Raw genomic sequence first — 25,540 nt, 5'->3', positions numbered from 1 at the left:
ACGAAGCTTTCTGTCAGGCGCACACTTCCGCTCGCTCTGGACACCAGACACCGGACTGATACCGTCAGCGCAAACCCAGATGAAGGAGTTTCGCCCATGACCCTCGACGCCGTGCTCAGCCGCATCGACGACGATCTTGCCGCCGCTACCGACCGGCTTATCGACCTACTGCGCATCCCGTCCATCTCGACCGACCCGGCTTACAAGGCCGACTGCCAGACCGCCGCCGACTGGCTGGTGGCAGACCTTCAGTCACTTGGTATCGACGCGACCAAGCGGCCTACACCCGGTCATCCCATGGTCGTTGGCCATATCGACGCTCCCGGCCCGCATGTGCTATTTTACGGCCATTACGATGTGCAGCCCGTCGATCCGCTGGAACTCTGGGACCGTGCCCCCTTTGATCCGCAGATCGAAGACACCGCCAAGGGCCGCGTGATCCGGGGCCGTGGGTCTTCGGATGACAAGGGCCAGCTTATGACCTTTGTCGAAGCCTGCCGCGCCTGGAAGGCAGTCAACGGCTCCCTGCCCTGCAAGATCACCTTCTTTTTCGAGGGCGAAGAGGAATCCGGCTCGCCCTCGCTCGTCCCCTTCATGCAGGAAAACGCCGAAGAGCTGAAATCCGACATCGCGCTGATCTGCGACACCGGCCTGTTCCAATCCAAGACCCCCGCCATTGTCACCATGCTGCGCGGCCTTCTGGGCGAAGAGCTGACCATCACCGGCGCGACCAAGGATCTGCATTCGGGCATGTACGGCGGTGTGGCGATGAACCCGATCCGCGTGCTGTCGCGCATCATCGCAGGGCTACATGACGAAACCGGCCGTGTGACCATCCCCGGCTTTTATGACGGTGTGCCGGAACTTTCGCCCGAAATGGCCGAACAGTGGCAGGAACTCGGCTTTGACTACGCCAGCTTCCTCGGCGACGTGGGCCTGTCCCAGCCCGCCGGTGAACAGGACCGTACCCCGCTTGAGATGATCTGGTCGCGCCCCACCTGCGAGGTCAACGGCATCAAGGGCGGCTATACCGGCGAAGGGTTCAAGACCGTGCTGCCCTCCAAGGCCAGCGCCAAGATCAGCTTCCGCTTGGTCGGCGAACAGGACCCGCATGCCATCCGCGAAAGCTTTCGCGCCTGGGTCACTGCACAGCTGCCCGCCGACTGCACCGCCGATTTCCGCGGGCACGGCAATTCGGGTGCCTCCACCATGTCCATCGAACACCCGGCTTTCGAATCCGCGCGCAAAGCGCTTTCCGACGAATGGCCAGAGACAGCTGCCTATGTGGGCTGCGGCGGGTCGATCCCCATCGCCGGGCATTTCAAAAAGATCCTCGGCACCGACGCCATGCTGATCGGATTTGGCAAGGATGACGACCAGATCCACAGCCCGAACGAAAAGTATGATGTGGAAAGCTTTCACAAGGGCATCCGCTCTTGGGCGCGCGTGCTCGACGCGATCAGCTAAAGCACATCTGCCGGGCGGCTCTGTCAGGGGCCGTCCGGCATTCTCCTCGCGCAGGACAGTCCTTCTGCGATTGCCCTTTGAAGGGAAAGACCATGCAGCAACTGCACGTCAACGGCCAGGTCATAGCCTGTGACATCCGCGGAGACGGCCCCGCGGTGCTCCTGCTGCACGGATTTCCACAGACCCGCGCCATGTGGGGGCCCATCGCACAGGATCTGGCGCGAGATTTCACCGTCGTCTGCGCAGATCTGCGCGGCTACGGCGAGAGCTCCAAACCGGCAGACATGACGGACATGAGCTTTCGCAATATGGGTTCTGACATGAATATGCTCATGCAACAGCTTGGCGTTGAACGCTTTCATCTGGTTGGCCATGATCGGGGTGCGCGCACCGCCCACAGGATGGCACTGGACAGGCCAGAGGCGCTGCACAGCCTGACGCTGATGGATATCGTGCCGACCCATCACCTGCTGGCGACGCTCTCGACCTCGGTGGCGCGCGCCTATTATCACTGGTTCTTCCTCGCCCAGCCCGCTCCCTTTCCCGAAACCATGATCGGCCACGATCCGGATGCCTATTTCGAACGCTGCCTGCTGGGCTTCGGCAAGGCGCAGCTTTCGGATTTTGATGCCGACCTTCTGGACGCCTATCGCAAGGCATGGCGGGATCCCGATAGCATCCGCGCCATGTGCAACGATTACCGCGCCGCGATTGATGTGGATTTCGCCGAGGATGCCACCGATCTGGCCCGCAGGGTCAGCTGCCCCGCGCTGGTGCTCTATGGTCAGGACGGCGCCATGGCGCGGGCGATGGATGTGCCTGCCACCTGGGCGGAGCGGTTGGCCGACATGCGCCATGCAGCGATTCCCGGCGGGCATTTCTTTCCCGACCAGTCCCCGCTGGAAACTGCGGGCGCCTTGCGTGTTTTTCTGTCCTCAGTTTGACGACACGCAAACCTTTGGCCGGAAACCTCTGAATAGGAACCTTCCAATGCTGCGCAACATTTTCCTCAGCCTTATGCTCTGCCTTCTGGCCCTTCCCACAGCGGCACAGGATCGTGCCGGGATCGAAGGGCAATTTCGCATCTGGCTGGAAAACACAGTCTGGCCCCGCGCCCACTCTTCCGGCGTGTCTCGGCTTACGTTCGACAACGCCTTTGCAGGCGTCACGCTGAACTGGGACTTGCCTGACCTCCTGCCCCCCGGCACCAAACCGCAGACGCCAAAACATCAGCGTCAGGCAGAATTCGGCGCGCCCGGCACATATTTCAATCGCGGCTCTCTGGACGCGGCAACATCGGTGGGTCGGCAAATGGCCAAACGCCACGCCGCGACACTGGCGGCGGCAGAAAAGGCAACAGGGGTGCCCGGCCGCATCCTCCTCGCCATCTGGGGTCGCGAAAGCGGCTATGGCCGCGCGGCCATTCCCCACAACGCCTTCCAGGTTCTGGGCACCAAGGGTTTCATGAGCACCCGCGCCCCCTACTTCACCGATGAACTCCTCGCCGCCCTGCAAATTGCCGAGGCAGGTCATGCGCCCGAAAGCGTGATGAAAAGCAGCTGGGCCGGGGCGCTGGGACAGCCACAGTTCATGCCCACCAACTTTCTGAAATATGCCGCCGATGGCGATGGCGACGGGCGCGCGGACATCTGGCGTTCGGAACCGGACACCATCGCCTCCATCGCCACCTATCTGGCGCGTCATGGCTGGGTTGCGGGCCGCGACTGGGGGTTCGAGGTCACGGTGCCACACTCCCTGTCCTGTACGCTCGAAGGGCCGGATCAAGGGCGTCTCATCCGCGACTGGGAACAGGCCGGGATCGCCCGCGTTTCTGGCCGCCCCTTTCCCGAACAGGAACGGCAAGGGGTCGGCTTTCTGCTGATGCCCGCCGGGCGTTCTGGTCCGGCCTTCCTTGTCACACCCAATTTCTATGTGCTGAAAGGTTACAACATGAGCGACCTCTACGCGCTGTTCGTCGGTCATGTGGGGGACCGCATCCAGTATGGCGTTGGCGACTTTCAGGCCAAATGGGGCGCCGTGGGCGGGCTTTATCGTTCCGATATTGCCACAATGCAGCGCGCGCTTAAAAAGAAGGACCATGATGTGGGTGGCGCGGACGGCCTGCCCGGGTTCAAGACCCGCCGCTCGATTGGCCGCTGGCAAGAGGCGCAGGGACACAGTGCAACCTGCTTTCCCGACGCAGGTATGAAAGCGACCCTAAAGCCCTGACAGAACTCACAAACGCGGACCCCAATGGGCACCACGCCGCCCGGTCGGGACTCCATCCTGCCGAAAATCCGGGGGGGGGGTCCGGGCCGCGGCGAAGGTGTTTCCCTCTTCAAGAGACCGCTGCCAGTCAGACATAATCTGTAAAAGCGCACTTTCCAAAACAGCAGATCAACGCCCCGTCACGTCAAGACTCTGCCATGAGGTACGGCGCAATACATCCACGGACACCAGAATGCTAAACGGTTGCACGATGCCTCACGCGCGCCATAACAGCAAAGCCTCGCGCCTGGCGCCCGGCGAAATCCGCACAGTCAGCAACAGATCACTTCTTGTCGCGCGCGGCCCGTTCTTCCTTGGTCAGCTTGTTGTTCCAGGCGTTGTTGCTCAAACCCAACCCGCTGGGAAGCGGCTTGGTTTTACCGACGCTGACTTTACCGCCCTTCTCCAAGAATTCCTGAATGAGGGCATCTTCGGTGGTTGTTTTTTTGACATGTTTCATGTGGTCTACCTACCCGTTCATGGCCATTCTTGTCACGTACCATCTGGCACAGCCTTGTTGGGATTTCTCCTCCCGGACAAAAGCTGCAGACTCATGCACGATGCGCAAAAACAGCCGTGTTTAACAGAGTCGCAATGGCGATGTATCAGTGCACAACGTTAAAGGGACCTCGTCGCACGCCGAATATTGCCTGAACAGGCCGCCCAAAATCAGAAGATGAGAGAAGTTTGATAACGTTGCAACATCAAAGGAGTATGGCGGAGACGAAGGGATTCGAACCCTCGAGACCCTTCCGGGCCTACTCCCTTAGCAGGGGAGCGCCTTCGACCACTCGGCCACATCTCCACTGACGCGTATAGCCAAGCAAACAGAGGTATTACAAGGCGAAATCACTCTTTATGTGACAAAATTTTTGTAGCCCCAAAAGCCTGCAAAATCGCGCGGAGATCAAGTGCAGGAGCTGCAATGCCATGAAAACCCTCATAAGCAAGGCCCTGCGCCCAAAAGGCGTTTGCAGTCCGCGTCAGGCAGAGAAGCGCCTTGCTCCGGCATCAGACCCGCTCTGATCCCGCATGAAACCCGCCGCCTGTCCGCGTCTTTTCTCAGGTGTAAAGACCTGCAGAACGTGCCCGCAGCTGCACCAGCGCCAGGACCGTGTCGATGGTCGGCGTCGCTGTGTCCGTGACGCGCCCCAGTTCCTGCACCGACCCGATCAGCGCGTCGATCTCCATCGGACGCCCCTGATCAAGATCCTGCAGCATCGAGGTGCGGTGCGCGCCAACAGCCGCGCCGCCGTCGATGCGTTTTTCCACGTCAATCGGGAATTTCACCCCCAGCTTTTCCGCAACGGCCTGCGCTTCAAGCATCATGCCCTTTGCCACGGCCCGCGTGCCGGGATCGGTGCAGAGCACATCGAGCGTCGCATGGGTCAGCGCCGAGATCGGGTTGAACGACAGATTACCCCAGAGCTTGACCCAGATCTCGTCGCGCAGACGCGGCCTCACAGGCGCCTTCAACCCCGCCTCAGACAGGGCCCTGGACAGGGCCAGCGCACGGTCAGATTTTGCCCCGTCTGGCTCGCCCAGAGAAAACCGGTTGCCCTCGATATGTTTGATCACGCCAGGTTCGATCACCTCGGCCGCCGGATAGACCACGCAGCCCAGCACCCGGTCCGGCCCGAAACCGTCCCACTGCTTGTTGCCGGGATCGACAGACTCCAGCCGGGTGCCCTCAAGTTCGCCACCGATTTTGTGGAAATACCACCAAGGCACCCCGTTCACCCCGCTCACAATTGTCGTATTGGGGCCGATCAGCGGTTGCATCCGCTCCACCACCGCGGGCACCGAATGCGCCTTGAGCGTCACGATGACATAATCCTGCACACCGATCTCGCCCGGATCTTCCGACGCGGTGACCTTGGCAACGGTCTCCTCGCCGCCCTCTTCGATCAGCTTCAGACCCTTCGCCTGCATCGCCGCCAGATGCGGCCCCCGCGCGACAAGGCTGATATCCGCCCCCGCCTGCGCCAGCTTCACACCCATATAGCCGCCGATGGCGCCCGCTCCGAACACACAGATCTTCATTCAGTCTTACCCACCGCCCCGGCGTCATCTGCCGGGCGTCCCCTGCTTCTTCTCTTTTTCAAATACGCAAAATTCCGGTGCCTGCCACAGGGACAGACACCGGAAAAGGCCCTCAGGCGTCTTCAACCAGGCCCAGCTTTTCCGCCAGACCGATGCGCTGCATCTTGCCGGTCGCGCCCTTGGGAATCTCGTCCAGGATGATCACCTTGCGCGGCACCTTGAAATCGGCCATCCGTTCGGCGGCAAAGTCGCGGATCTCGCGCTCTGTTGCCTCCATACCTTCTCTCAGCACCACAGCCGCCGCCACTTCCTCACCCAGCTTGGGATGCGGCAGGGCAAAGGTCACGACCTGACCAACCGCCGGGTGATCCATCAGCACCCCGTCAACCTCAAGCGGTGATACCTTTTCACCGCCCCGGTTGATGATCTCTTTCAGACGCCCGGTCAGATGCAGGAATCCATCGGTGTCGATCTTGCCCTGATCCCCGGTGCGGAACCAGCGCTTGCCATCTTGTTCAAAGAAGTTCTTGGCATTCGCGTCCGGGTTGCTTTCGTAGCCCGGGGTTACGTTGGCGCCCGAGATGACAACTTCACCCGTGCCATCGATGATCCGGTCCTCAGCCTCATGGGCCACGGCCACCTCAGGCCCCGCTGCCTTGCCGACCGATCCGGGTTTCTGCATGTCGAACGGGTTGCAGCACATCTGATGCGCAGCTTCTGTCATGCCATAGGCCTCGATCACCGGCGCGCCAAAGACCTCGTTCAGCTGCGCCATGACCTGCGCGGGCAGCGAGGCTGACGAGGAGCGCAGGAAGCGCAGCGGCACATCCCTGATCACATCCGCGTTTCGCGGCGCGCGCGACAGGATCGCCTGATGCATCGTCGGCACGGCGGTGTACCAGCTTGGCTGTGCCTCTTTCATCCAGGCAAAGAACTGCAACGCATTGAAGCCCGGCGCGCACCAGATCGACCCGCCTGCGGCAAGCGAAGCGGAAACAGCCGCCAGCAACCCATGGATATGGAACAGCGGCATCACGTTCAGGCACCGATCAGACGCGACAAGGCCAAGCGACGCACCGATGTTCTGCGCCGACGCGGCGATGTTGGATTGCAGCAATGGCACGATCTTGGGGCGCGACGTGGTGCCAGAGGTGTGCAGGATCAGCGCGACGTCATCAGCGCCCGGCGCTGCGGCGTCATAAGTGCCCTCGGGGGTGCCATCTGCGCTCAGCGTGAAATGCCCCGCAGGCGCATCGCCAGCCACATTCACCCGCAGAATTGCCAGTCCCAGCTTCTGCCCCGCGCCCAGCGCCGGGCCGTCATAGCCGGCTTCGACCACCAGCGCCTTGGCCTTCAGATCCTCTAGGTAGAAGACATATTCATCCTCGCGGTAGCCCGGGTTCAGCGGTGCCGTGGTCGCCGCCTGTGCAATGGTGACAAAAGCCGTGGCCATTTCCGGCCCGTTCGGCAACACGATGGCCACGCGGTCACCGCACCCGATGCCGAACCCATGCAGCGTCTCGGCGATATCTGCCGTCAGCTCACGCAGCGCCCCATAGCTCAGCCAGTCGCGCCCCGGCGCGCCGATGGCGGGTGCGCCTGCGTCATGCGGCGCAATCAGATCTTTGAGAATCGTCATGTGGTCAGTCCTTCCCTAGTCCCGTCCCCGGTCACTCCGCCGGAGCTATTTTACGCTTTGCGCCTTTGACCAGATAGTTGATCAACGGCAGCAGAAAGAAAAGCAGCGCGAGCGCCATGAACGTTCCCGACAGCGGGCGTTCAATAAAGGCAAAGACATCCCCCCGCTCTGCAATCAGCGTCTGACGGAAACTTTTCTCCATCAGCGGCCCCAGCACAAGGGCCAGCACCAGCGGCGCCATCGGATAATCCGCCTTGCGCATCAGATAGCCTCCGACGCCGAAACCTGCAATCAGCCAGACGTCGTGCATCTTCTGGCTGGGCGCATAGCCCCCTACGATGCACAGCACCAGCACCAGCGCGCAAAGCACGGTGAACGGCATCCGCAGCGCCCAGACGAACAGCGGGATCAGTGCGATGTTGATCGCAACGGCTGCAAAGTTCGCCGTGTAAAGCGACGAGATCAGCCCCCAGACAAAATCCGGCTGTTCTATGAACAGCATCGGTCCGGGCACCAGCCCCCACATCACCATGCCCCCCAGCAGCAGCGCCGTGGTCGGTGATCCCGGAATGCCCAGCGTCAGCATCGGCAGCAGCGATCCGGTCGAGGCGGCATTGTTGGCCGTCTCGGGCGCAACCACACCTTCGATATTGCCCTTGCCAAAGGTCCGGCCGGTCTTTGACGTGCTTTTCGCGATGCCATAAGACATCAGCGCCGCCGGGGTCGCCCCCGCCGCAGGCAGCATGCCGACAAAAAAGCCCAGCACCGACCCCATGGTCATAGTCTTCCACAGCTTGTTCATCTCGCGCAGGCCCAGACCCAATTCCTTGAGCGTGATCTTGGCGGGCGTCACCGCAGGCGCGGTCTTGGAGGTTTCGATCGTATAAAGCACCTCTCCAATCCCGTAGACACCGATGGCCAGCACAAGAAAACTGATGCCGGAATAAAACCCGGGCTGGTCAAAAAAGATCAGCCGTGGCTGGCCGGAAATCAGGTCAAGCCCGACGGTCGACAGCACGAGGCCAAGGCAGATCATCACGATGGTCTTGAGGATATCATCCCCCCCCAGGCCCACAAAGGTCGTGAAGGCCATCAGCACCAGCGCAAATTCCTCGGCTGGTCCGAACTTCAGCGCGATATCGGCCAGAGGTGCCGCAAAAAGCGTGAACAGAATGACAGAGATCGTCCCACCGACAAAAGACGCAACGGCGGCAGCGATCAGCGCCAGCCCCGCCTTGCCCTGCTGCGCCATGGGTCGACCATCAAAGGTCGTCGCCACAGCGGTCGAGGCACCGGGTATTCCCAACAGGATCGACGATATCGCCCCCCCGTACATCGCACCGTAATAGATCGCCGCCAGCAGGATGATCGCCGAGGACGGCGGCACGACAAAAGTAAGTGGCAGCACGATGGCCACCCCGTTAACCGACCCCAGCCCAGGCATGGCGCCGATGAACAGGCCCGCCGTCACACCCAGCACGACGATCAGGATGTTCAGGGGGGACAATGAGGTGGCAAAACCGTCGGCCAGATGTGCAAACATTTCCATGACGTTGGCTCCTCAGAAGAAAAATGCGTATAGCGGAAAGAAGAGCGGCTCGGTAAAGCCCTTGGGTAACAGGATCTTAACCGTCACCTCGAAAAAGAAGAACAGAAAGACCGGCGTCAGAATCGTGATCGGCACGGTGACCGCCCAGCTGTGTCGGCCAAAAATCCGCAGATACCAGAACAGGAACAGTGGCAGCGCGATATAGGTGCCGACAATCGGCATGAGCGCGATGGTGACAACCAGCGCGATGACCACCGCCAGAACCGAACGGACCATCGACAGATCAAAGAAGGTGCCGGACCGCGCCTGAGAGCGAAAGGTTTTGAGCAGGATGCCGCAGGCCGCTGCGAACATGATCGCCGACAGCCAGAACGGAAACCCTCCGCCCCCCGGCCCGCCGGTTTCACCATTCCAGCCGATAGGCAGCACGGTGGCATGCCACATGAAATAGGCAGACAGCGCCATCAATGCGGCAGCGATCAAACGGTCAGCGGCTAGCATGGTATTCTCCCCCCGGGAACATCGTCTTCTACGTTCAAGGCCGGGGCTGACGTTGCCCCGGCCCGGTCTTGCGTTTCAGTGTCGCTCAGGACGCTTGTTCGTCCATCGCCTTAAGCAGAGCTTCGTGTTTGGCACGTTCTTCCAGGAAATAGGCCTGCAGGTCATCGCCAGTCAGGAAATCCGCCTCGAGCGCCTCGTCCACCGTGTATTTCTGCCAATCTGGCAGAGCGTTCAGCTTGGTGAACATCTCGGTGTAATAGGCGACGGCTTCAGGTGGCATGTCCTTGGGTGCCACAAACGACCGCTGCATCGCATAGACCAGATCATGCCCCAGCTCGATCATCGTGGGGGTTTCGGGAAAGGCCGCGACGCGTTCAGGGGTGAAGGCGGCAATCGGAATGGCCTTGCCGGCGTTGTAGAACCCCATCTGTTCGGACGGATTGTTCACCGTCGAATCGATATGCCCCCCGATCAGCGACTTCGCGACCTCGCCACCGCCCTCAAACGGGACATAGGTCATCTCAAGACCGAATTCCTTTTCCAGCATCGCCGTGACCAGACTGTCCTCTGCGCCGGTGCCGGTTCCCCCCATCTTCCAGTCTTTGCCGGCCGCTTTCACGGCGGCGACATATTCGTCCAGATTGGTGATTCCGCTGTCTTCGCTGACCCAAAGCACGAAAGTGTCGACCGCCATACGGGCAATCGGCGTGAATTCCGCAATATCGACGCCGATATCGGTGCGCAGAGGCGTGGTGTAATAGCTGTTCAGCGTCGCCATCAGGACATAGGCATCCCCTTCCTTGTCCTTGAGATAGCGCAGCGCCTCGGCGCCCGATCCGCCCCCCTTGTTCACCGGCAGGATCGGCATGTTCGACAGATTCTCGCGCTGGATCATCGACTGGAACAGCCGTGCCAGACGGTCGGCCCCACCGCCCTGCCCGGCCATAATCACCATCTCGATCGGCTTTATCGGCTTCCAGTCCTGAGCCAGCGCGGATGTCGTCGTGGCCGAGATCAACGCGGCCGAGGCCGCAACCGCCAGCGCAACACGCCGCGTGAAAGTGTTGTTCATGTTAACTTCTCCTCCTGTGCGGACTCTCTCTATGCGTGCGGTCTTTTCCGCATCCCCTCACAAGTCCATCACTTTACATATCGTGACGTAAGAAAATATCACGACAAAAGGAGTAAGCGTGTTAATCATTACCACAACAATCCAATTTAGTGTAATGTTGTTATCATGAGCAAAACCCTAGTCGGCCCGCAATTGCGCCAGCTGAGACGTCAGTATGGACACACCCAGGCCGAAATGGCCCGGCACCTGTCCATCAGTCCCGCGTATGTAAATCTATTGGAAAACAATCAGCGCAGCCTTTCCGTGCAGGTTCTGATGGCTCTGACCGAGGCTTATGGCATCGACGGCCGCTCCCTCGTGCAGGACAACGAAGGCGCCAAACTGGCCGATCTTCGGGCACTCATGCGCGATCCGCTCTTTTCCTCGGAACAGCCGGACCTGACAGAATTGCGCGCCGCCGTCGACCATGCGCCGCGTTTGGTGGCCCGGCTGGTGCAGCTTTATCAGGCACATCGCTCGGTGGTGGATCAGGTCAAGCGGCTCGCCGGATCGGATGCCGCGTCAGATCTGCGCCTCAGCACGCCAGAGACGCAGATTCACGATTTTTTCCGCGATCACGGCAATCATTTCGACGCTCTGGAACGTTCCGCAGAGGCTGTCGCCACCCGGATCGGTGGCCCGCATGACGATATGTATGCGCTTCTCAAACGCCACCTGCGGATCGAACACAACATCCAGACCGAGGTGCGCCGCATCAGCGACATGCCTGAAACCCTGCGCGCCTTTGATCAGCAGAACCACAGCGTCGCCCTGTCCGAGGCGCTTGACCACACCAACCGCATCTTTCAGCTGGCCCATGTGCTGGGCCTGGTCGAGGCGGCCCCAATCGTCGAGCGGCTGACCAAGGAAAGCGGTATCGACAGCGAGGCAGGCCTTGCCCGGCTGCGGGTCGAGCTCACCAACTATTTCGCCGCCGCCCTGCTCATGCCCTATGAAGAGGTCCTGACCCTCGCGCAGGAAACCGAATACGATATCGACCGGATCGCCGCCACCTTTGGGGTCAGCTTTGAACAGGTCTGCCACCGTCTGACCACCCTTCAGCGGGACGGGGCACGCGGCGTGCCGTTCTTTTTCCTGCGCGTGGATCGAGCGGGGAATGTGACCAAGCGCTTCAATGCCACAGACTTCACCTTGGCCGAAGAGGGCGGCGCCTGCCCGGTCTGGGATTTGCACGGCGCCTTTCGGGTGCCCGGGCTGATCCTGCCGCAATTTGTAGAACTGCCCGACGGGGCGCGCTTCTTCACCATCAGCCGCACCACCGACCGGCCGGTGTTCAGCCGTCAGACCCAGGACCGCCGCCTCGTCGTCGCCATAGGATGCGAAAACAGTCATGCGGACAGGATAGGCTATGCCCGCCCCTACAACATGGACGGGCCCGGACTCTATAGCCAGATCGGCATTAACTGCCACATCTGCCCGCGCCAAGCCTGCGCTCAGCGTGCGCATCAGCCGCTGCACATGAACCTGCCGCTGGACACCAGCCGCCGGGGCCGCACCCGTTACGAGAGTTGATTTTTACAAAACCCAGTCGGGACTGGCATCTCGGAACGCTTTGTTAAGACACCGCACGTATGACTTTGCAGGTGGCGGAACCGGGAAATATTGCACCGGGGACGCGCTGTAACTGGCACGAGAATGGTGTGAACTGCGTCATGGGAACAACAATAAACTTTCACGCTCTGTCCGCGCAGCGTCCCCGGCAGGGTGAAGACCCTTTGATGACCTTCCTGCAAGGCGTCGAAAAGGGACCTGTGACGCTTTCGGTGCGCGATGTTCATCGCGTCGATGCTTATCGCCTGCAGATACTGATCAGTGCCGAACGGCAGTGGCAGATCGACGGGCTGGAATTTCAGATTATCGATATGTCCCCCGCATTCCGGTCCGGGCTCGAACGCCTTGGTCTCTCGCCCGATCACTTCGACAAGGAAGCTCAACAATGACCACTAAAGTCCTCGCCATCGACGATTCTCGCACGATCCGCAACCTTTTGCGGCTCTCGCTGGAAACCGCAGGCTTTGAATTCCATTCCGCCTGTGACGGTGTCGAAGGGGTTGCGCGATTCGCTGAGGTGAACCCCGATGTGGTCATCACCGACATCAACATGCCCAACATGGACGGGTATGGCGTGATCGAAACCCTGCGCAACCGCGACCGCACCAGTGTGCCGATCATTGTCCTCACCACGGAAAGCTCGGATGACCTCAAGGCCCGTGCCCGTAATGCCGGGGCAACCGGATGGATCGTCAAACCGTTTGATGACGCATCTCTTGTGTCGGTGCTGCGGCGCCTGACTGGGCATGCGGCCTGAGATGTCTGGTCAACAGTCCATCAGGGACACATTCTTCGAGGAATGTGAGGAGCTTCTGGAGGCGCTGGTCGAAGGTCTTGCCGAAATGGAAGACCCCGACCATAGCAAGGAGACGGTCAATGCCGTCTTCCGCGCCGTACATTCGATCAAGGGCGGCGCCGGCGCTTTCGGCCTTGATGAACTTGTGCACTTTGCACACACCTTCGAAACCGTTCTGGACAAGGTCCGCTCGGATACGCTCGAGGCCGATCCCGATCTGCTCAAGCTGTTTCAGCGCTCCGGCGATCAGCTTGCAAATCTGGTCGAAGCTGCTCGGGATGACAAAGACCCCAATCGCGATGCTCAGGCGGTCGTGCTGGGAGAGCTGCAAAAATACCTTGGCGCAGAAGATGCGGAAGAGGAAATCGTCTTCGACGCAATGGGTCTCGATTTTGGCGCAGAGCTGGTTCTGCCCGACCTTCTCGACATCGAAGATACCTCAGATTCTTCAGAATCGGCAGATAGTTCCGATGGTCAGTCGTCGCTCAAGATCGCGATCAGATTTGCGCCAAAGCGCTCTCTGTTCGAAAACGGGCACGAACCTCTTCTTCTGTTTGATGCCATTGCAGAACTCGGCACCCTGACTGTCAGCGCAGACACCTCTGCGATCCCCGCCTTCGCGGCGTTCGATCCGGCAGAGCCCGGCATCATCTGGAAACTGACGCTGGAAACCAGCGAAAGCGAAACCGTGCTCCACGAGGTGTTCGAATTCGTCGACTCTCTGTGTGACATCGACATAAAGGTGCAACAGCAGGAAAAGCAGTCGGCGGCCCCATCGGAAACGATTGAAGCAGAGCAGCCCAAGGCGCAGGCTGCACCTGACGTACCCGAAGCCTCCGCCGCCCCTGAAGCGCCAGAAATGTCTCCAGAACGCCCCGCGCGGGGCCCTGTGAAACAACCGGCCCCGTCGTCTTCCGCGGCCTCAGCGCCTGCAAATACGGCAGCCGCAGCTGATCGCGATCACCGCGGCCCAAAACCTACACTGCGTGTGGATCTCGACCGGGTGGACCGGCTCATAAACACGGTAGGTGAGCTGATCATCAACCAGGCGATGATCGTTCAGCGGATCGAGGAACTGGACCTGCCCTCCGGGGCAAATCTGACCAATGAACTCGAAGCCTACAAACTTCTGGCCCGCGATATCCAGGAAGGGGTGATGGCCATCCGCGCACAACCTGTGAAGCCGTTGTTCCAGCGCATGTCCAGAATCGTGCGCGAGGCATCGGATGCCACAGGAAAGAACGCCCGCATGGTGACGGTGGGCGATGCCACCGAGGTGGACAAAACCGTGATCGAACGGCTGGCGGATCCGCTCACGCATATGGTGCGCAACGCGGTCGACCACGGACTGGAATCGCCGGAAAAAAGACGTGCGATGGGCAAGGACGAGATCGGCACAATTCGCATGTCGGCGGCCCATCGATCTGGCAGTGTCTTCATCGAAATCGGCGATGACGGCGCGGGTTTGAACCGGCCCCGCATTCTAGAGACAGCGATAAAGAAAGGCCTGATCGCCCCGGACGCCGAACTGAGCGAGACAGAGATCGACAACCTTCTCTTTCTGCCAGGCTTCTCAACAGCCGCCGAGGTATCCGCCCTGTCTGGACGCGGTGTCGGGATGGATGTTGTCAAAAACGCCGTGCAGGCTCTTGGCGGGCGGGTTTCGATCACATCAACACCCGGCAGGGGCACCACCTTTACGATCATTCTTCCGCTGACTCTGGCTGTTATGGATGGATTTGTGATTTCCGTCGCACAGGAAACGATGGTTATCCCCATTGCCTCGATCCTGGAAACCATAACGCCCCACGCACGCGATCTGCATCGCATCGGTATGTACGGCGAAGTTCTTCGAGTGCGCGGACGCTATGTGCCCATCGTGGATGTTGCCCAGAATCTTGGCCTGCAACGCAATGTCGACACCAACGGAAACGGCGTGCTTCTTCTGGTCGAAACCGAAATGCAGGAACTGAACGCCCTGCGGGTCGACGCCATTCATGATCAGCGGCAGGTCGTGATCAAGAGCCTAGAGAGCAACTATGGCCGCATCCCCGGTGTGTCAGCCGCAACCATCCTCGGCGATGGCAAGATCGCGCTGATCCTCGACCCCGAAGAACTAGTCAAGCTCAACTCAGACGATGTCGCCCCGATGCCCATCATCGCGAACCAAGAGGATCTTCACCATGCATTCCACTCCTGAAGCGTCCGAAGCCAAGACCTTTGAGTTCGTCGCTTTCTCAGCCGGAAGTCAGAGCTATTGCCTGGAAATCACTCAGATCCGTGAAATCCGACGCTGGGCACCTGTAACGGCGCTTCCCCATACACCAAGTGACGTTCTGGGTGTGATGAACCTGCGCGGCGCAGTCATCCCGATCTTCGACCTTGCCGCACGTTTTGGCCTGGGCAAGACTCCTGACAATGAACGGAATGTGGTGATTGTTGCGGCGGCAGGCGGCAATACGATCGGCCTGCTCGTGGAATCCGTTTCGGAAATCCTGTCGGTCAATACCGATACGATCCAGCAAACCCCGGATATCAAATCCGAGGCGACCCGCAACAGCATCCAGGGCGTAATCGCCGTAGATGAAGAGATGATACGCGTTGTCAATCTCGATGCGGTTCTCGGTGCAGATGCAGGGCTAGCGGCATGACAATAGAGCCTATCAATGCAACTGCGGCTCGGGAGTTCGCTTTTACGGATGCCGACTTCGCGCAGATCGCACATGTTGCAAAGACCGAATTCGGGCTCAATCTTGCCGACAGCAAGAAACCCCTAGTCTATTCTCGGTTGGCAAAACGGCTCAGACTGCGCAAGTTATCTACGTTCCAAGAGTATCTAGCGCTTTTGTCCAAAGCAAACGAAGAAGCCGAAAAAACAGAGTTGCTTTCTGCTCTGACAACAAATGTCACGCATTTCTTTCGGGAAATGCATCATTTCGAAGCCTTGGGCAAAGACGTCATTCCAGATCTGATGGCGAGGGCAAAAAAAGGTGAACGCATTCGCATCTGGTCAGCAGGCTGCTCTTCCGGACAGGAACCCTATTCCATCGCGCTGTCCATTTTGGGCGCGTTCCCAGATGTCGCACGCTACGACTTCAAAATCTTGGCCACCGATATAGACCCAAATATTCTGGCTCGGGCTCGCGACGCCAGTTACCCCAAGTCGGAGCTCGAGGCTATCCCTAACACGGCGCATCGGTTCCTCGATCTCAATGAAAGTGATGCAAAGAATTTTACGATATCCGAATCCGCCAGAAACCTCGTTTCATTTGGTGTGCTCAACTTGATTTCAGACTGGCCCATCAAGGGACCGTTTGATGTCATCTTCTGCCGTAATGTGACGATTTATTTTGACGCAGAAACACAGCGCCGTCTCTGGGATCGTTTCCAGAATGCCCTGTCTCCATCAGGATATCTGTTCATCGGGCACTCTGAGCGGGTCACAGGATCGGCAACATCTGCGTTTCGCAGCATAGGTGTTACAGCCTACCAAAAAACCAGCCCACGGTGAATACCGCCGGGAATTAGGAGACAAAAATGGGTCTGAAAGAAACTCTTCGCGTGATGGTGGTGGACGACATGTCGACCAGCCGGGGCTTGATCACTCAAGCGCTGGACGAAATCGGCATCAAAAACTATCTGACAGAAAACGATGGCAAAGGCGCACTTCAAAAGCTGGTCGTCACCCCCGTTCATCTGGTCCTTTCTGATTACAACATGCCAGAGCTTGACGGATTGGGGTTGCTCAAGGCTTTGCGTCAGACAAAGTCAACACAACGCATCGGTTTCATACTTGTCACCGGAAAGCCAACGCCCGACATGGTGACACAGGCAAAAGCACTTGGCCTCAACAACATGATCAAGAAGCCGTTCACTTCGGACTCGATGCGGCAATGCATCGAAAGTGTGGTGGGAAAGCTGTGAATTACGATGATATACCACAGAATTGTTCACCGCATCATTTGACCGATCGTGTTCTTCTGGAAATAGATTTGCTTTTGGCACGTGCGGAGATATTCGAACGCGACGTAGAATCCATTCTCATGAAGGAGACACCTCAAATGCGGACACAAACGATCAAATCCCTGCAAGAGGTGGATATCCTAACCCAGTCCTTGCAATGCATAGCAATTGTTCTGAAAGCCGTGCAACAAAGTATGTCCGAAGAGAAAATCCTGGCTCTTCCTGAAATTGTGTCTCGCGTCCCTTTGCGCGATATGGCGATGCGCCTTTCGGGAGCGGCACATGAGGAAGTTTCGCATACATTTACCGAATTCTGATCGCGTTAGCGCAGGATTCGGACGCCAAACAGGAAATTTGGCAACACGGGTGTCCTATTCACTCTCAATAGCCTCACTGACCGGGTCCTTCATGAAAACGGTAAGGAATGCTAGTTCAACAGAAGGTGCGCGATGCAAATTGTATCAATCGTCATAGCGATGGGCGACGAGCAGGAACGTGCGCGCCTGGCTGATGGTCTGAACAAACAGCCGCAGTTCACTGTCCTGCGTGAGGCGACGGACCTCATGCAGACCTACACGATCGTCGAAGAACGATCTCCGCAGGTTGTCCTGATCGACCAGGACATGGCCGGCCGGGCGGAATTCGAGGTGATGCGAGGCCTTTTCAAAGCTTTGGACATCCGCTGGCTGGTGGTATCGTCACCAGATCGACGTCAGACTGCGACACCGTCGCGCAACCCAAAATCAGATCTGTTTCCGGTAGAAGCGGGCACACCCATCCAACGTATCGCGGATACCATCCTGACGGTGACGCGCTCACGCCTCAGCCCCACTCCGCGACAGGTGGTGACCACCGAGTCCCACGCGCTTCGCCGCAATGAAAAGCTGGTCCTGATCGGCGCATCAACCGGAGGCGTCGATGCGCTTCTGACGGTGCTTGGCAGCTATCCCGTGGATGGCCCAGCCACCCTGATCGTGCAGCACACCGGACGTGGATTTGGCGGCAGCCTTGCAAACCTGCTCGACCGGCAGTCTGCGTGCAAGGTCAAGCTGGCAGAGGACGGGGACGAGCTGCGGCGGGGTCAGATCCTGATCGCAGCAGGATGCAACACGCATATGCGGCTCGACTGTGGCACCACCTTGCGCGCGCGCCTGGTGAGCGGCCCCCCCCGCAGCGGGCATATGCCTTCGGTCGATGTGCTTTTCGAATCCGCGGCACCAATTGCAGAGCGCTGCACTGCGGCTCTCCTCACGGGTATGGGGCGAGACGGCGCAGAGGGTTTGTCGGCCTTGCGGTCGGCCGGTGCAACGACCCTTGCTCAGGACGCGGCCACTTCCACGGTTTACGGCATGCCACGTGCGGCTGCTGAACTTGGCGCAGCGATGAGCATCCTGCCACTGAGCCAAATTTGCCAAGCTATCCTGAAATCCTCTGACGCGACCAGCGGCGTCAAAGCAAACGAGCGCTCATGATGCCAGAAAACAAAGAAGAAAAGATCATCAACGTCATCCAGGGCGAATATGCGATCGATGCAGACCCAAATATTGTCCTGACGACCGTTTTGGGCTCCTGTGTCGCGGTCTGTCTGACAGATCCTGTTGCCGCAATTGGCGGAATGAACCATTTTCTGCTGCCACAAAAGGACGGCAAGGCCGGAGAGAGTTTCCGGTATGGTGCCTATTCCATGGAACTGCTTATCAACGGGCTGCTGAAGCGGGGCGCGCGCAAGGACAGGTTGGTCGCAAAGATGTTTGGCGGCGCCTCCATGAACAGCACCCTGCGCGACATCGGTGGTTCGAATGTCGCATTTGCCAGAGAGTTTCTGGCGAATGAATCGATTCCCTGTGGCGGAGAAAGCGTCGGTGGAAATTCAGCTCGACGGATCCGCTTCTGGCCGACAACCGGACAGGTGAAACAGTTTCTGGTGCCCGGCGCCGTGGAGCCGACGCCGCCACCGCAGCCAAAACCAGTCCGCGCCGCCGCGGATATCACACTCTTCTAGGCTGTGCCGGCTTGGACCCGGGCGTTTATACGTGCCTCCAATGTCTCTCCCCCGGCGCGCAGCTCGGAAATCTCGGCCTGCAGATCCTCGATCTGGAACAATTGCTGCCGCAGGGATCTGTCGCTTTGTCGCTTGGTGGCCTCAAGTGTCGCGCTAGACGCCGCCAACGCTGCGCTGACCACCGCCCTCACCAAGTTCAGTTCCCTGTGGACCGTGGCGGGCTTCAAGGTGCCACCACCGTTGCGGGAACTGTTGAGCATGAAATCTCTCAAGGCCCTGCTGTCCTTCCGCTTCAGATCGACCAGAGCGATGGAGGAGAGATCGCCCAGCGCCTCCTTCACTCTCTTGAAGACCCTGCTTAGGCGCACCCTTCCGGCCTCATTCTCTGGCCCGCTCAGGCGCTCCTCAAGGTAGATGTTCACGGCATCCTGCAGGGTGACCTCTGGTGTCGGCGCTGACGGGTTCAGCAAGGCCTTGACCAGCACAGGGTCGCCTCTCGCGTCTGCGACAGAATCGGCTATGGTCTCTCGCCGTCCCGGGTCAATCTCCACACCGATGTATTCGTCGTAAACGTCATCAAGGCCGACGCTTTCGGCTTCGATCCTGTCAGCTTCCGCTATCGCCGCCAGCCATTTGTCGCGTGGGGTCTGCACAGTGGTGCCCGTCGCCATCGCCTCCGCCTTGGAGACCACCGTATCGAACAACCGCGTAAGGTATTCATGCTCGCGGACAAGCGCTGCACCTTCGCGGACCTGCATGGGTTCCTGAAAGAACTCCTTCTTCAAGATGGTCCGCAGGTGCTTGGGGAATCGGCGTCGGTAACGCTTCCGACCTCCGGTCAGAGTGTCCAAGTATTTCAGTATAACGGTCATCGCCATGGCCCTAGGTGTCCCGGTTGTGGCCCGGAAAGTGTCCCAAAGCACAGCCTAAACGCCTTATAAGCAATGAAATAACGGTGTTCAACAGGTGAACTGGTGCCCCCACACGGACTCGAACCGCGGACCTACTGATTACAAATTACAGAGCAAATCAATGTTTTCAAATACTTAGCTTTTTTAATAACGTAAACTAAGGTTAAACATATCAATGGCTTATGGTGGATCACCTCCGCTACATAAGGCGCGGCCAGACATCACGTCAGCCCATACGCAATGCCATACTGCGGCGTGTCTCCGCCCAATGCGCGTACAACTGCCCCGGCTTCTGTCGGATGAATACCATCCTCTGAGTTGTAATAGAACGTGTTTGACGCATCCGATACCGTCGAAAAGATCGTTTGTCCGCCAACGGTTATAAGCGGCAGCTCAACACGCGACAGCTTCCCGGCATACGTTTGCCCTGTGTTTGTCAGGGTGTCGTCAAGGAATGTCGAAGCCCGTAGCAGACCACGCAGAACCTCAAGATCCGCTTGCTTTGAAGTGCTGCGAGACGCGATATTGATCAACTGCCGGACGGTCCATCCGCGCTGTAGCACGCCGGTAGTGGTGGTGTTCAGGTAGTTCACGATGCGCGCGTAGGTCTGCGCGGGTGTTTGCGCCCCATTTCCCAAATCATTGGTCCCGACCTCAACGGCTAGCACGTTCTGTCCCAAAAGGCGCTGGTCAGCCCAACTCGCAAGCGCCTCGTCTCGTCTGGAAACTAGATCGGGCACCTGCGAGCCGCTGAGCGCGATGTTGACGTACTTCCACCTAGGCAGCGCGACCGCCGGATCGCTCAGGATCATTGCGCAATTTTTGCCGCTGTCGTAGACGGATATGCTTTGCGTGATACTGTCGCCGTCGAAGACGATCTGGTTTGTTTTCTCAACAATACCGTAATGATCAAGAAGCGTATCGCGCACAGCCCGTGCCTCGGTGTCAGTAAGCTTCCTGTTGTAAACGACAAGTTCGTAAAGGTCGAATAGGCCCTGATAGGTTGGCGTCTCTGGGGTATTTGCGAACCTCCCGATCTCGCCGCCTGCGATAGTGTACAAGTTGCCCTGCGTGGTCGTAGCCTCCGCGCCATCAACAAAATAACGGATAGCAGTTGCCCCGCAGGCCGCGCCGATCAAAGACATCTCGGAGCCTACCATCATTTTTTCGCGCCCGGTCTGCGCCGTTATAATCCGACCAGCGCGCGGGAAAGGCGCAGACCCGCCTTGTGTTGCGACCTCAAGCGATGGCTGCGGTACGTCATACCCGCAGAGGATGCGGTTGTTTGTGGTGCCCCTGTGCTGTCTGCCGATCATAAAGACCGTGTAATTGCGAGAACTGTACGTAAGCGCAGACGTAAACGACAGGCGTTGAGATCCATTGAAACGCCAGAATTTTCGGCCATTTGTATCAGTGAGCGCCAGAGGGCCAGTACCAACCGCATCATCAGTCAGCGGCGCAATCCCCATGCTATCCGTGGCTGTTACGACCCGCCCGCCGCTGGTAGTGATTGCGGAAAACTGCGGCGCCCACCGGACGGTTGGGGCTGTTGGCAGATCGAATATCGTGGGAGCGGTCTCGATACCGCGCCGCCGTCTGCCAAAACGCTGGCGGCCAAAGCTGCCGAAAACCTGACCATCAAGCATGGGACACGAACATGCTGATATCTCGGGTGCACCAGGCGAAGACACGTCCTGTGTCAATGTCACGCCACCAGTCGGCCAGAGTTTCGGAAAAAGGAACCTCCGGATCGAGGCGGATCCCGCGATCGGTATTGGTTGGTGGCGTGGTATCAGGCATCGCAATCAGCCAGATCTCGCCGCTGTAATCGAGGTTCTGCACGCTGAGCGCAACGACGTCGCTGTCGGTCAGCAATGTGTATTCGTTTTTCTTCGCAACTTTGCGGCCGGTGAACGCCATCTCAGTCTCCTTGTGACGGGACGCACTCGCGGTCCCATGTGGTGTTTGTCTTGATATCCAGCCTCAGATTTTCCGGCCAGCTGGCGGCGCGGGCGTCCAGTTCAGCACGAGTGAAGCGGCGCGGCTCTTCAACATCGCAGAAAAGCGGATCCAGTTTGGTCGCCAGTTCAATGGGCTGTTTCTTGTCGCAGCCAGCGGTCAGGAACATTGCGCAGATCAGCGTCAGGAATGCGGTCAATCGCATTATCACTCTCCTTGTCACGTTGAAGGGTGGCCGCACGGGCGGTGCATCCCGCCAGAGCGAAATCAGAAAGGGCCTTTTCCTGTATCAGGAGTGCGCTTGCCGCCATTTCTTGGCGCAGGAGTAGCCCAAGGCCCGCAATCGTCACCAGCGCGGCGCATAGCGCGCCTGCCAGCACTTTGCGGATCACGCCATCACCTTGGTATTCAGATCCTCGATCGACAGCGCGTAACTGCCGCACATGCCCGGTGACCAGGGCGTGTCAGGTTTGCCCTGCCACCAGGCGAAACGTTCAGCCAGGCGGGTGTGGTATCCGTGTTTTGCATACTGCGACCCGTTGTAGCCGCGCGCAAAGCCAGCCCAGTCATGGCGGCGAAGTTCATCGTCCAGCCCGGCCGCGACGATAAAGGTCACCATGGCGTCCAGCTGATGCTCTTCATCCTGGGCGAAATCCTCGACCATGGCGCGGCCGGTATCAAAGCCACAGAGCGATGCGTTGAACCCCATGATCTGGGGCATCCCCCAGGAACAGGACCGGATCGCGGCGCGCTCATCGATCTGTGCCATGCGATCAAACAGATCATAGCGGGCGTCGGCCGATACCGGATAGGACTTTTCGCCCCATCGCGCATAGGCCAGCCCTTGCCGTGCGGCCTGATCACGCTTGGTGCCAGCGCCCAGTTCGCGCCAGAAAACATGTCGTTCGGGCAGCATTTTCAGACGGCCGTCCGGAAAGAAGCCGCTGTTGGCGGCCTCAACATCCAGGACAGCGTGCAGCTCATCCTCGCCCACGCCAATGCGATGGCCGATGCGGGGCAGATCGATGTCGTCCAACCGCCGGGCGGCACCTTTGTAAAACATCACTTTCTCCTCAGAATGGAATAGAGCCGGAACGGCTCGGGGTACGTGACACAGGTGATGATGTTGTAGCCGCGCCGGTCGGCCTCGGGGATCGCCAGCAGGCGCGCGCGCAAGATCAGGATCAGCCCGAGGATCAACATCAGATCAAAGCCGATATTGGCATTGAGCCCGCCCAGCTGGTCGCGGATCTCTGGCCAGGCATCCCCGGGCAGCACACGACCGAACGACCAATAGGTCGACCGCCCGATCGCGCCCAGGCTGAAGAAGAAAAACCCCCATGCCAGGCTCGATGCCGGTGGCGTCATTTCGGCCAAAAGGTTGGGGATGTATGCCCGGGCCGCAAACAGGGCGAGCACCAGGGCAAGGCCTGCGGTAATTTGGTGGGCATCCATTTCAGTGGTTCTCCTTCGTTTGTCCTGTCAGCTGGTCAAGAGCCTTGGAAATTTCGCGCTGGATGGCTTCGCGCTTCTGGGTCAGCTCGGCCAGCTGGCGCTCTTGCGCTGCGATAACTGGGGCGGCTTGTCGGACACGATCATCACCCGGCGGTGGGCAGGGTTTGCGGAACGGCCAGATCATCGCACGGCTCCTTTTTGGATCGCTTCCGAAATGTGGGTCAGCTGGGTTAGCGTCTGAACTTCGCGCGCGATCGCGGCGCTGAGGTTGCTTTGCGACTGCTCGATCAACCGGTCCGTCAGCGCCTCGATGCGCTTGTCCTTCTCGGCTGCATCTTTCAGCAGGCGGTGGCGATCATAGAGCATCGCCGACAGCATGAGCCCGATCGTTCCAAACCGTTCCACCCACCAATTCGGATCCATGCCAGGCTCCTTTAGACGTTGGTTCCGGCAGCATCTTTCCAGACGCTTCCGGACCACCAGATCGGCTTTGCCAGAGTCTGATCGTAGTAGTGCTCTCCAACCACCGGACTTGCTGGGCGTGATGCCGTTACACCGAAAGGTGGTGACGACAGATATGCCCATGACGACGCCGCGCTTGCGCCTGTTGCAATCCGCATCCGGGAAAATGTTGTGTCGAGTGCCATCGCACCAAGGTGCTTTTGGCTTGCAGTATTGATCAGAGCGGCATCATTCGAAAAATCGGCGGCAGCTGCCTGCAGCAGCATCATAAAGCGCCGCCAGTTTGTGCCGATATAGGCAAAGATCCCTTTGGCTCCGTCCGGGGTTCCGACGCTGCCGGGGTTCCAGCCGACACCGTCAGCCATGCTGATCGTGCCTTCCAAGGTGTCTGGAGTGAAGTCGCTCGGGAAAAGACGAAGTCCGTCCCAGAAATGGGCCGCCCAATTGGATTTCGATGTGCGGGCGTTATAGTTCAGCGCGATATTCCCGCTGTAGCCAGCGCGGAAAATATCCGGCAATTCGATCTGAGGGCGAACAAATGTCCAGTTGTTCAGGTGCTTGAACACATATGCTGTTGTGCCAGGCGATGCCTCAAAGCCCAGATTTGCGATGCGTGTGCCCCGCATTCCGCCGCCAAGATCCATGAAAATCACGCCATCATTCATGTTGGCGGTGATGCCGACGATACGGCTGTCATAGACGTTGGGCAGGCGCGGCGTGATCACGTTGCTTGGCGTCTTGGATGCCGCGGATGTTGCACCAACGACGGGTCCACCTGTGCCGAATGTCCCGACGATGTTGCGCACGAACAGGGTGTCGCGCCCTTCCGGCCAGCCAGAGACAACAGCGGTTGCGCCACTTGACGCCTGGGTGATCACTTCGCCGATGGTATAGTCATTGGCTGCGGCGACGGCCAAAGACGCCTCCACCTCTGTGGTGATTGCGATCAGAGAATAGCCCGAGACGCCCCCGGACAAGGTCATATTGGTGATATAAGTCCTTGCAAAGGACAGCCCGCCATCTTCACCACCGGCCATGTGGAAATTTACCGCATGGCGCACATAGCGCGCCTCGCAATCGATCAGCTTGGTGCGCTCGGTATAGGCGTTTTTGTTGTGCAGGCGCCATGCCGTGCCTTGAGATGCATTGATCAGCGATCCCCAAACGGTATGCTTGTGAAACTCCGTGCGGCGGATATCCATCACATCCCAGCCGATACTCGCATCGCTGAACAAGATGGTATCGCCGCCATAAACCTGCACCTTTGGGATGCTCGGACCTGCGGTGCCAGATTCCAGCACGATACATGCGGTATCGCTCGTCTGCTGGATGAAACAGCCATCAAGGTGAAACCGCTTTGCGAACGTGGTCACATCATCGGTATCGAGTTCCACGCGGCGGGTAAGCGTAGGGTATGAATTCCCTTGCGGGCCGACGAATATGGTCCATCTCCCTGCCCAGAACTGCTCGATGTACGGGGCAATATCGTCTCCGTCTGTCCAGCCAAACGCAATTGGCTGATATACATCGCTGCGATTGATGAGCCTGATGCCGCCCGTTTTTTCCACGTCATAGTCAGGATCATCAGCGGCCACTTCCGTATATTTATCTTCCCCCGCTTCCCATGCTGCGCCCAGCCCTCGTGATCCCTCGGGGCTGTCTAGCATTCCACGGGCAGTCAGAAATGGCTTGCGCCCAATCGGAAAGCCACCAGGCGTTTCGCCGTCAAAGACGCGCAGTTCCTTGCTCTGGACATCCACTTGCACCTCGGCAAAAGCGCCGACTGCACTGTCAAGCATCGCGGATGTGCCCCGACGATATTGCAGTTCTTTAGCCATAAGC

28 protein-coding genes and 1 tRNA gene are annotated in these 25,540 nt (G+C 59.0%); 13 read left to right on the top strand and 16 right to left on the bottom strand.

The window, feature by feature from the left end:
- The first annotated feature begins 96 nt into the window (after nucleotides 1–96).
- The 3 genes from P775_RS08195 (at nucleotide 97) to P775_RS08185 (ending at nucleotide 3,696) form a co-directional block, all read left to right on the top strand.
- Nucleotides 97–1,467 (top strand): M20/M25/M40 family metallo-hydrolase, encoded by a 1,371-nt coding sequence (locus P775_RS08195; protein WP_099910524.1) that lies wholly within the window; start codon nucleotides 97–99, stop codon nucleotides 1,465–1,467.
- Nucleotides 1,468–1,559: 92 nt separating this feature from the next.
- Entirely contained in the window at nucleotides 1,560–2,411 is an 852-nt protein-coding gene (locus P775_RS08190) for an alpha/beta fold hydrolase (RefSeq protein WP_099910523.1), read from the top strand.
- A gap of 46 nt (nucleotides 2,412–2,457) precedes the next feature.
- Nucleotides 2,458–3,696 carry a lytic murein transglycosylase gene (locus P775_RS08185; RefSeq protein ID WP_099910522.1) on the top strand — a complete coding sequence of 413 codons (1,239 nt, stop codon included), beginning with the start codon at nucleotides 2,458–2,460 and terminating at the stop codon, nucleotides 3,694–3,696.
- Nucleotides 3,697–4,018: 322 nt separating this feature from the next.
- Here P775_RS08185 and P775_RS27990 read toward each other — a convergent pair whose 3' ends face one another.
- The 7 genes from P775_RS27990 to P775_RS08155 all read right to left on the bottom strand — a co-directional run bounded on the left by P775_RS27990 (nucleotide 4,019) and on the right by P775_RS08155 (nucleotide 10,539).
- The gene (locus tag P775_RS27990; protein WP_180287373.1) at nucleotides 4,019–4,195 is read right to left on the bottom strand and encodes a hypothetical protein; all 177 of its coding nucleotides are present in this window, start codon (nucleotides 4,193–4,195) and stop codon (nucleotides 4,019–4,021) included.
- A 255-nt stretch (nucleotides 4,196–4,450) separates the two neighbouring features.
- A tRNA-Ser gene (locus P775_RS08180) sits at nucleotides 4,451–4,540 on the bottom strand.
- A gap of 257 nt (nucleotides 4,541–4,797) precedes the next feature.
- On the bottom strand, nucleotides 4,798–5,778 hold the full coding sequence (locus P775_RS08175; RefSeq protein WP_099910521.1) for a 2-dehydropantoate 2-reductase: 981 nt from the start codon (nucleotides 5,776–5,778) through the stop codon (nucleotides 4,798–4,800).
- Nucleotides 5,779–5,890: 112 nt separating this feature from the next.
- Nucleotides 5,891–7,417: an acyl--CoA ligase gene (locus tag P775_RS08170; protein ID WP_099910520.1), complete on the bottom strand. Its 1,527-nt coding sequence runs from the start codon at nucleotides 7,415–7,417 to the stop codon at nucleotides 5,891–5,893.
- 31 nt (nucleotides 7,418–7,448) lie between these two features.
- A complete protein-coding gene (locus P775_RS08165) occupies nucleotides 7,449–8,966 on the bottom strand; it encodes a tripartite tricarboxylate transporter permease (RefSeq protein WP_099910519.1) in 1,518 nt (505 codons plus the stop codon).
- A gap of 12 nt (nucleotides 8,967–8,978) precedes the next feature.
- Complete coding sequence (locus P775_RS08160) at nucleotides 8,979–9,467, bottom strand: tripartite tricarboxylate transporter TctB family protein (protein ID WP_099910518.1); 489 nt, start codon at nucleotides 9,465–9,467, stop codon at nucleotides 8,979–8,981.
- Between the two features lie 85 nt (nucleotides 9,468–9,552).
- Nucleotides 9,553–10,539 (bottom strand): Bug family tripartite tricarboxylate transporter substrate binding protein, encoded by a 987-nt coding sequence (locus P775_RS08155; protein WP_099910517.1) that lies wholly within the window; start codon nucleotides 10,537–10,539, stop codon nucleotides 9,553–9,555.
- Between the two features lie 165 nt (nucleotides 10,540–10,704).
- On the opposite strand from P775_RS08155, the gene P775_RS08150 reads away from it, so the two are divergent.
- The 10 genes from P775_RS08150 to P775_RS08105 all read left to right on the top strand — a co-directional run bounded on the left by P775_RS08150 (nucleotide 10,705) and on the right by P775_RS08105 (nucleotide 18,911).
- Nucleotides 10,705–12,111 carry a helix-turn-helix domain-containing protein gene (locus P775_RS08150; RefSeq protein ID WP_099910516.1) on the top strand — a complete coding sequence of 469 codons (1,407 nt, stop codon included), beginning with the start codon at nucleotides 10,705–10,707 and terminating at the stop codon, nucleotides 12,109–12,111.
- A gap of 206 nt (nucleotides 12,112–12,317) precedes the next feature.
- Complete coding sequence (locus P775_RS08145; protein WP_245875608.1) at nucleotides 12,318–12,539, top strand: STAS domain-containing protein; 222 nt, start codon at nucleotides 12,318–12,320, stop codon at nucleotides 12,537–12,539.
- Nucleotides 12,536–12,907, top strand: a complete 372-nt coding sequence (locus P775_RS08140; RefSeq protein WP_099910515.1) for a response regulator — start codon at nucleotides 12,536–12,538, stop codon at nucleotides 12,905–12,907. The genes P775_RS08145 and P775_RS08140 overlap by 4 nt, the downstream gene beginning before the upstream one ends.
- 1 nt (nucleotide 12,908) lies before the next feature.
- Nucleotides 12,909–15,146 (top strand): chemotaxis protein CheA, encoded by a 2,238-nt coding sequence (locus tag P775_RS08135; protein WP_099910658.1) that lies wholly within the window; start codon nucleotides 12,909–12,911, stop codon nucleotides 15,144–15,146.
- The gene (locus P775_RS08130; RefSeq protein ID WP_099910514.1) at nucleotides 15,130–15,597 is read left to right on the top strand and encodes a chemotaxis protein CheW; all 468 of its coding nucleotides are present in this window, start codon (nucleotides 15,130–15,132) and stop codon (nucleotides 15,595–15,597) included. Before P775_RS08135 ends, P775_RS08130 begins: the two co-directional genes overlap by 17 nt.
- Nucleotides 15,594–16,457 (top strand): CheR family methyltransferase, encoded by an 864-nt coding sequence (locus P775_RS08125; protein WP_099910513.1) that lies wholly within the window; start codon nucleotides 15,594–15,596, stop codon nucleotides 16,455–16,457. The genes P775_RS08130 and P775_RS08125 overlap by 4 nt, the downstream gene beginning before the upstream one ends.
- Nucleotides 16,458–16,483: 26 nt before the next feature.
- Entirely contained in the window at nucleotides 16,484–16,870 is a 387-nt protein-coding gene (locus P775_RS08120) for a response regulator (protein WP_099910512.1), read from the top strand.
- The gene (locus P775_RS08115) at nucleotides 16,867–17,226 is read left to right on the top strand and encodes a hypothetical protein (RefSeq protein ID WP_143520846.1); all 360 of its coding nucleotides are present in this window, start codon (nucleotides 16,867–16,869) and stop codon (nucleotides 17,224–17,226) included. Before P775_RS08120 ends, P775_RS08115 begins: the two co-directional genes overlap by 4 nt.
- Before the next feature lie 132 nt (nucleotides 17,227–17,358).
- Nucleotides 17,359–18,381, top strand: coding sequence for a CheB methylesterase domain-containing protein (locus P775_RS08110; RefSeq protein WP_099910510.1), 1,023 nt, complete (start codon nucleotides 17,359–17,361; stop codon nucleotides 18,379–18,381).
- Complete coding sequence (locus P775_RS08105) at nucleotides 18,378–18,911, top strand: chemotaxis protein CheD (protein ID WP_099910509.1); 534 nt, start codon at nucleotides 18,378–18,380, stop codon at nucleotides 18,909–18,911. The genes P775_RS08110 and P775_RS08105 overlap by 4 nt, the downstream gene beginning before the upstream one ends.
- Here the strand turns inward: P775_RS08105 and P775_RS08100 are convergent.
- From P775_RS08100 to P775_RS08060, 9 genes are all read right to left on the bottom strand, one after another.
- Nucleotides 18,908–19,669: a hypothetical protein gene (locus P775_RS08100; RefSeq protein WP_143520845.1), complete on the bottom strand. Its 762-nt coding sequence runs from the start codon at nucleotides 19,667–19,669 to the stop codon at nucleotides 18,908–18,910. The genes P775_RS08105 and P775_RS08100 overlap by 4 nt on opposite strands.
- Before the next feature lie 374 nt (nucleotides 19,670–20,043).
- Entirely contained in the window at nucleotides 20,044–21,468 is a 1,425-nt protein-coding gene (locus P775_RS08095; protein ID WP_099910507.1) for an SGNH/GDSL hydrolase family protein, read from the bottom strand.
- Nucleotides 21,461–21,742, bottom strand: a complete 282-nt coding sequence (locus P775_RS08090; protein ID WP_099910506.1) for a hypothetical protein — start codon at nucleotides 21,740–21,742, stop codon at nucleotides 21,461–21,463. Before P775_RS08090 ends, P775_RS08095 begins: the two co-directional genes overlap by 8 nt.
- Before the next feature lies 1 nt (nucleotide 21,743).
- Complete coding sequence (locus P775_RS08085) at nucleotides 21,744–21,986, bottom strand: hypothetical protein (RefSeq protein WP_099910505.1); 243 nt, start codon at nucleotides 21,984–21,986, stop codon at nucleotides 21,744–21,746.
- A 183-nt stretch (nucleotides 21,987–22,169) separates the two neighbouring features.
- A complete protein-coding gene (locus P775_RS08080; RefSeq protein ID WP_099910504.1) occupies nucleotides 22,170–22,844 on the bottom strand; it encodes an N-acetylmuramidase family protein in 675 nt (224 codons plus the stop codon).
- Nucleotides 22,844–23,236 carry a hypothetical protein gene (locus P775_RS08075; RefSeq protein WP_099910503.1) on the bottom strand — a complete coding sequence of 131 codons (393 nt, stop codon included), beginning with the start codon at nucleotides 23,234–23,236 and terminating at the stop codon, nucleotides 22,844–22,846. The genes P775_RS08080 and P775_RS08075 overlap by 1 nt, the downstream gene beginning before the upstream one ends.
- 1 nt (nucleotide 23,237) lies before the next feature.
- The gene (locus tag P775_RS08070; protein ID WP_099910502.1) at nucleotides 23,238–23,420 is read right to left on the bottom strand and encodes a hypothetical protein; all 183 of its coding nucleotides are present in this window, start codon (nucleotides 23,418–23,420) and stop codon (nucleotides 23,238–23,240) included.
- Complete coding sequence (locus tag P775_RS08065; RefSeq protein ID WP_099910501.1) at nucleotides 23,417–23,659, bottom strand: hypothetical protein; 243 nt, start codon at nucleotides 23,657–23,659, stop codon at nucleotides 23,417–23,419. Before P775_RS08065 ends, P775_RS08070 begins: the two co-directional genes overlap by 4 nt.
- A gap of 11 nt (nucleotides 23,660–23,670) precedes the next feature.
- Nucleotides 23,671–25,536 carry a hypothetical protein gene (locus tag P775_RS08060; RefSeq protein ID WP_099910500.1) on the bottom strand — a complete coding sequence of 622 codons (1,866 nt, stop codon included), beginning with the start codon at nucleotides 25,534–25,536 and terminating at the stop codon, nucleotides 23,671–23,673.
- Nucleotides 25,537–25,540: the final 4 nt, after the last annotated feature.

The organism is Puniceibacterium antarcticum (assembly GCF_002760615.1).
GTDB classification, from domain to species: Bacteria; Pseudomonadota; Alphaproteobacteria; order Rhodobacterales; family Rhodobacteraceae; genus Puniceibacterium; species Puniceibacterium antarcticum.
The sequence above is the reverse complement of the archived record's forward strand: the minus strand, read 5'-3'. Positions and strand labels throughout refer to the sequence as shown.

Excerpts from the sequence above, each read along its gene's own strand:
- P775_RS08195 (WP_099910524.1), top strand. The coding sequence starts at position 97 with ATGACCCTCGACGCCGTGCTCAGCCGCATCGACGACGATCTTGCCGCC.
- P775_RS08190 (WP_099910523.1), top strand. The coding sequence starts at position 1,560 with ATGCAGCAACTGCACGTCAACGGCCAGGTCATAGCCTGTGACATCCGC.
- P775_RS08185 (WP_099910522.1), top strand. The coding sequence starts at position 2,458 with ATGCTGCGCAACATTTTCCTCAGCCTTATGCTCTGCCTTCTGGCCCTT.
- P775_RS27990 (WP_180287373.1), bottom strand. The coding sequence starts at position 4,195 with ATGAAACATGTCAAAAAAACAACCACCGAAGATGCCCTCATTCAGGAA.
- P775_RS08175 (WP_099910521.1), bottom strand. The coding sequence starts at position 5,778 with ATGAAGATCTGTGTGTTCGGAGCGGGCGCCATCGGCGGCTATATGGGT.
- P775_RS08170 (WP_099910520.1), bottom strand. The coding sequence starts at position 7,417 with ATGACGATTCTCAAAGATCTGATTGCGCCGCATGACGCAGGCGCACCC.
- P775_RS08165 (WP_099910519.1), bottom strand. The coding sequence starts at position 8,966 with ATGGAAATGTTTGCACATCTGGCCGACGGTTTTGCCACCTCATTGTCC.
- P775_RS08160 (WP_099910518.1), bottom strand. The coding sequence starts at position 9,467 with ATGCTAGCCGCTGACCGTTTGATCGCTGCCGCATTGATGGCGCTGTCT.
- P775_RS08155 (WP_099910517.1), bottom strand. The coding sequence starts at position 10,539 with ATGAACAACACTTTCACGCGGCGTGTTGCGCTGGCGGTTGCGGCCTCG.
- P775_RS08150 (WP_099910516.1), top strand. The coding sequence starts at position 10,705 with ATGAGCAAAACCCTAGTCGGCCCGCAATTGCGCCAGCTGAGACGTCAG.
- P775_RS08145 (WP_245875608.1), top strand. The coding sequence starts at position 12,318 with ATGACCTTCCTGCAAGGCGTCGAAAAGGGACCTGTGACGCTTTCGGTG.
- P775_RS08140 (WP_099910515.1), top strand. The coding sequence starts at position 12,536 with ATGACCACTAAAGTCCTCGCCATCGACGATTCTCGCACGATCCGCAAC.
- P775_RS08135 (WP_099910658.1), top strand. The coding sequence starts at position 12,909 with ATGTCTGGTCAACAGTCCATCAGGGACACATTCTTCGAGGAATGTGAG.
- P775_RS08130 (WP_099910514.1), top strand. The coding sequence starts at position 15,130 with ATGCATTCCACTCCTGAAGCGTCCGAAGCCAAGACCTTTGAGTTCGTC.
- P775_RS08125 (WP_099910513.1), top strand. The coding sequence starts at position 15,594 with ATGACAATAGAGCCTATCAATGCAACTGCGGCTCGGGAGTTCGCTTTT.
- P775_RS08120 (WP_099910512.1), top strand. The coding sequence starts at position 16,484 with ATGGGTCTGAAAGAAACTCTTCGCGTGATGGTGGTGGACGACATGTCG.
- P775_RS08110 (WP_099910510.1), top strand. The coding sequence starts at position 17,359 with ATGCAAATTGTATCAATCGTCATAGCGATGGGCGACGAGCAGGAACGT.
- P775_RS08105 (WP_099910509.1), top strand. The coding sequence starts at position 18,378 with ATGATGCCAGAAAACAAAGAAGAAAAGATCATCAACGTCATCCAGGGC.
- P775_RS08100 (WP_143520845.1), bottom strand. The coding sequence starts at position 19,669 with ATGCAGGTCCGCGAAGGTGCAGCGCTTGTCCGCGAGCATGAATACCTT.
- P775_RS08095 (WP_099910507.1), bottom strand. The coding sequence starts at position 21,468 with ATGCTTGATGGTCAGGTTTTCGGCAGCTTTGGCCGCCAGCGTTTTGGC.
- P775_RS08090 (WP_099910506.1), bottom strand. The coding sequence starts at position 21,742 with ATGGCGTTCACCGGCCGCAAAGTTGCGAAGAAAAACGAATACACATTG.
- P775_RS08085 (WP_099910505.1), bottom strand. The coding sequence starts at position 21,986 with ATGCGATTGACCGCATTCCTGACGCTGATCTGCGCAATGTTCCTGACC.
- P775_RS08080 (WP_099910504.1), bottom strand. The coding sequence starts at position 22,844 with ATGTTTTACAAAGGTGCCGCCCGGCGGTTGGACGACATCGATCTGCCC.
- P775_RS08075 (WP_099910503.1), bottom strand. The coding sequence starts at position 23,236 with ATGGATGCCCACCAAATTACCGCAGGCCTTGCCCTGGTGCTCGCCCTG.
- P775_RS08070 (WP_099910502.1), bottom strand. The coding sequence starts at position 23,420 with ATGATCTGGCCGTTCCGCAAACCCTGCCCACCGCCGGGTGATGATCGT.
- P775_RS08065 (WP_099910501.1), bottom strand. The coding sequence starts at position 23,659 with ATGGATCCGAATTGGTGGGTGGAACGGTTTGGAACGATCGGGCTCATG.
- P775_RS08060 (WP_099910500.1), bottom strand. The coding sequence starts at position 25,536 with ATGGCTAAAGAACTGCAATATCGTCGGGGCACATCCGCGATGCTTGAC.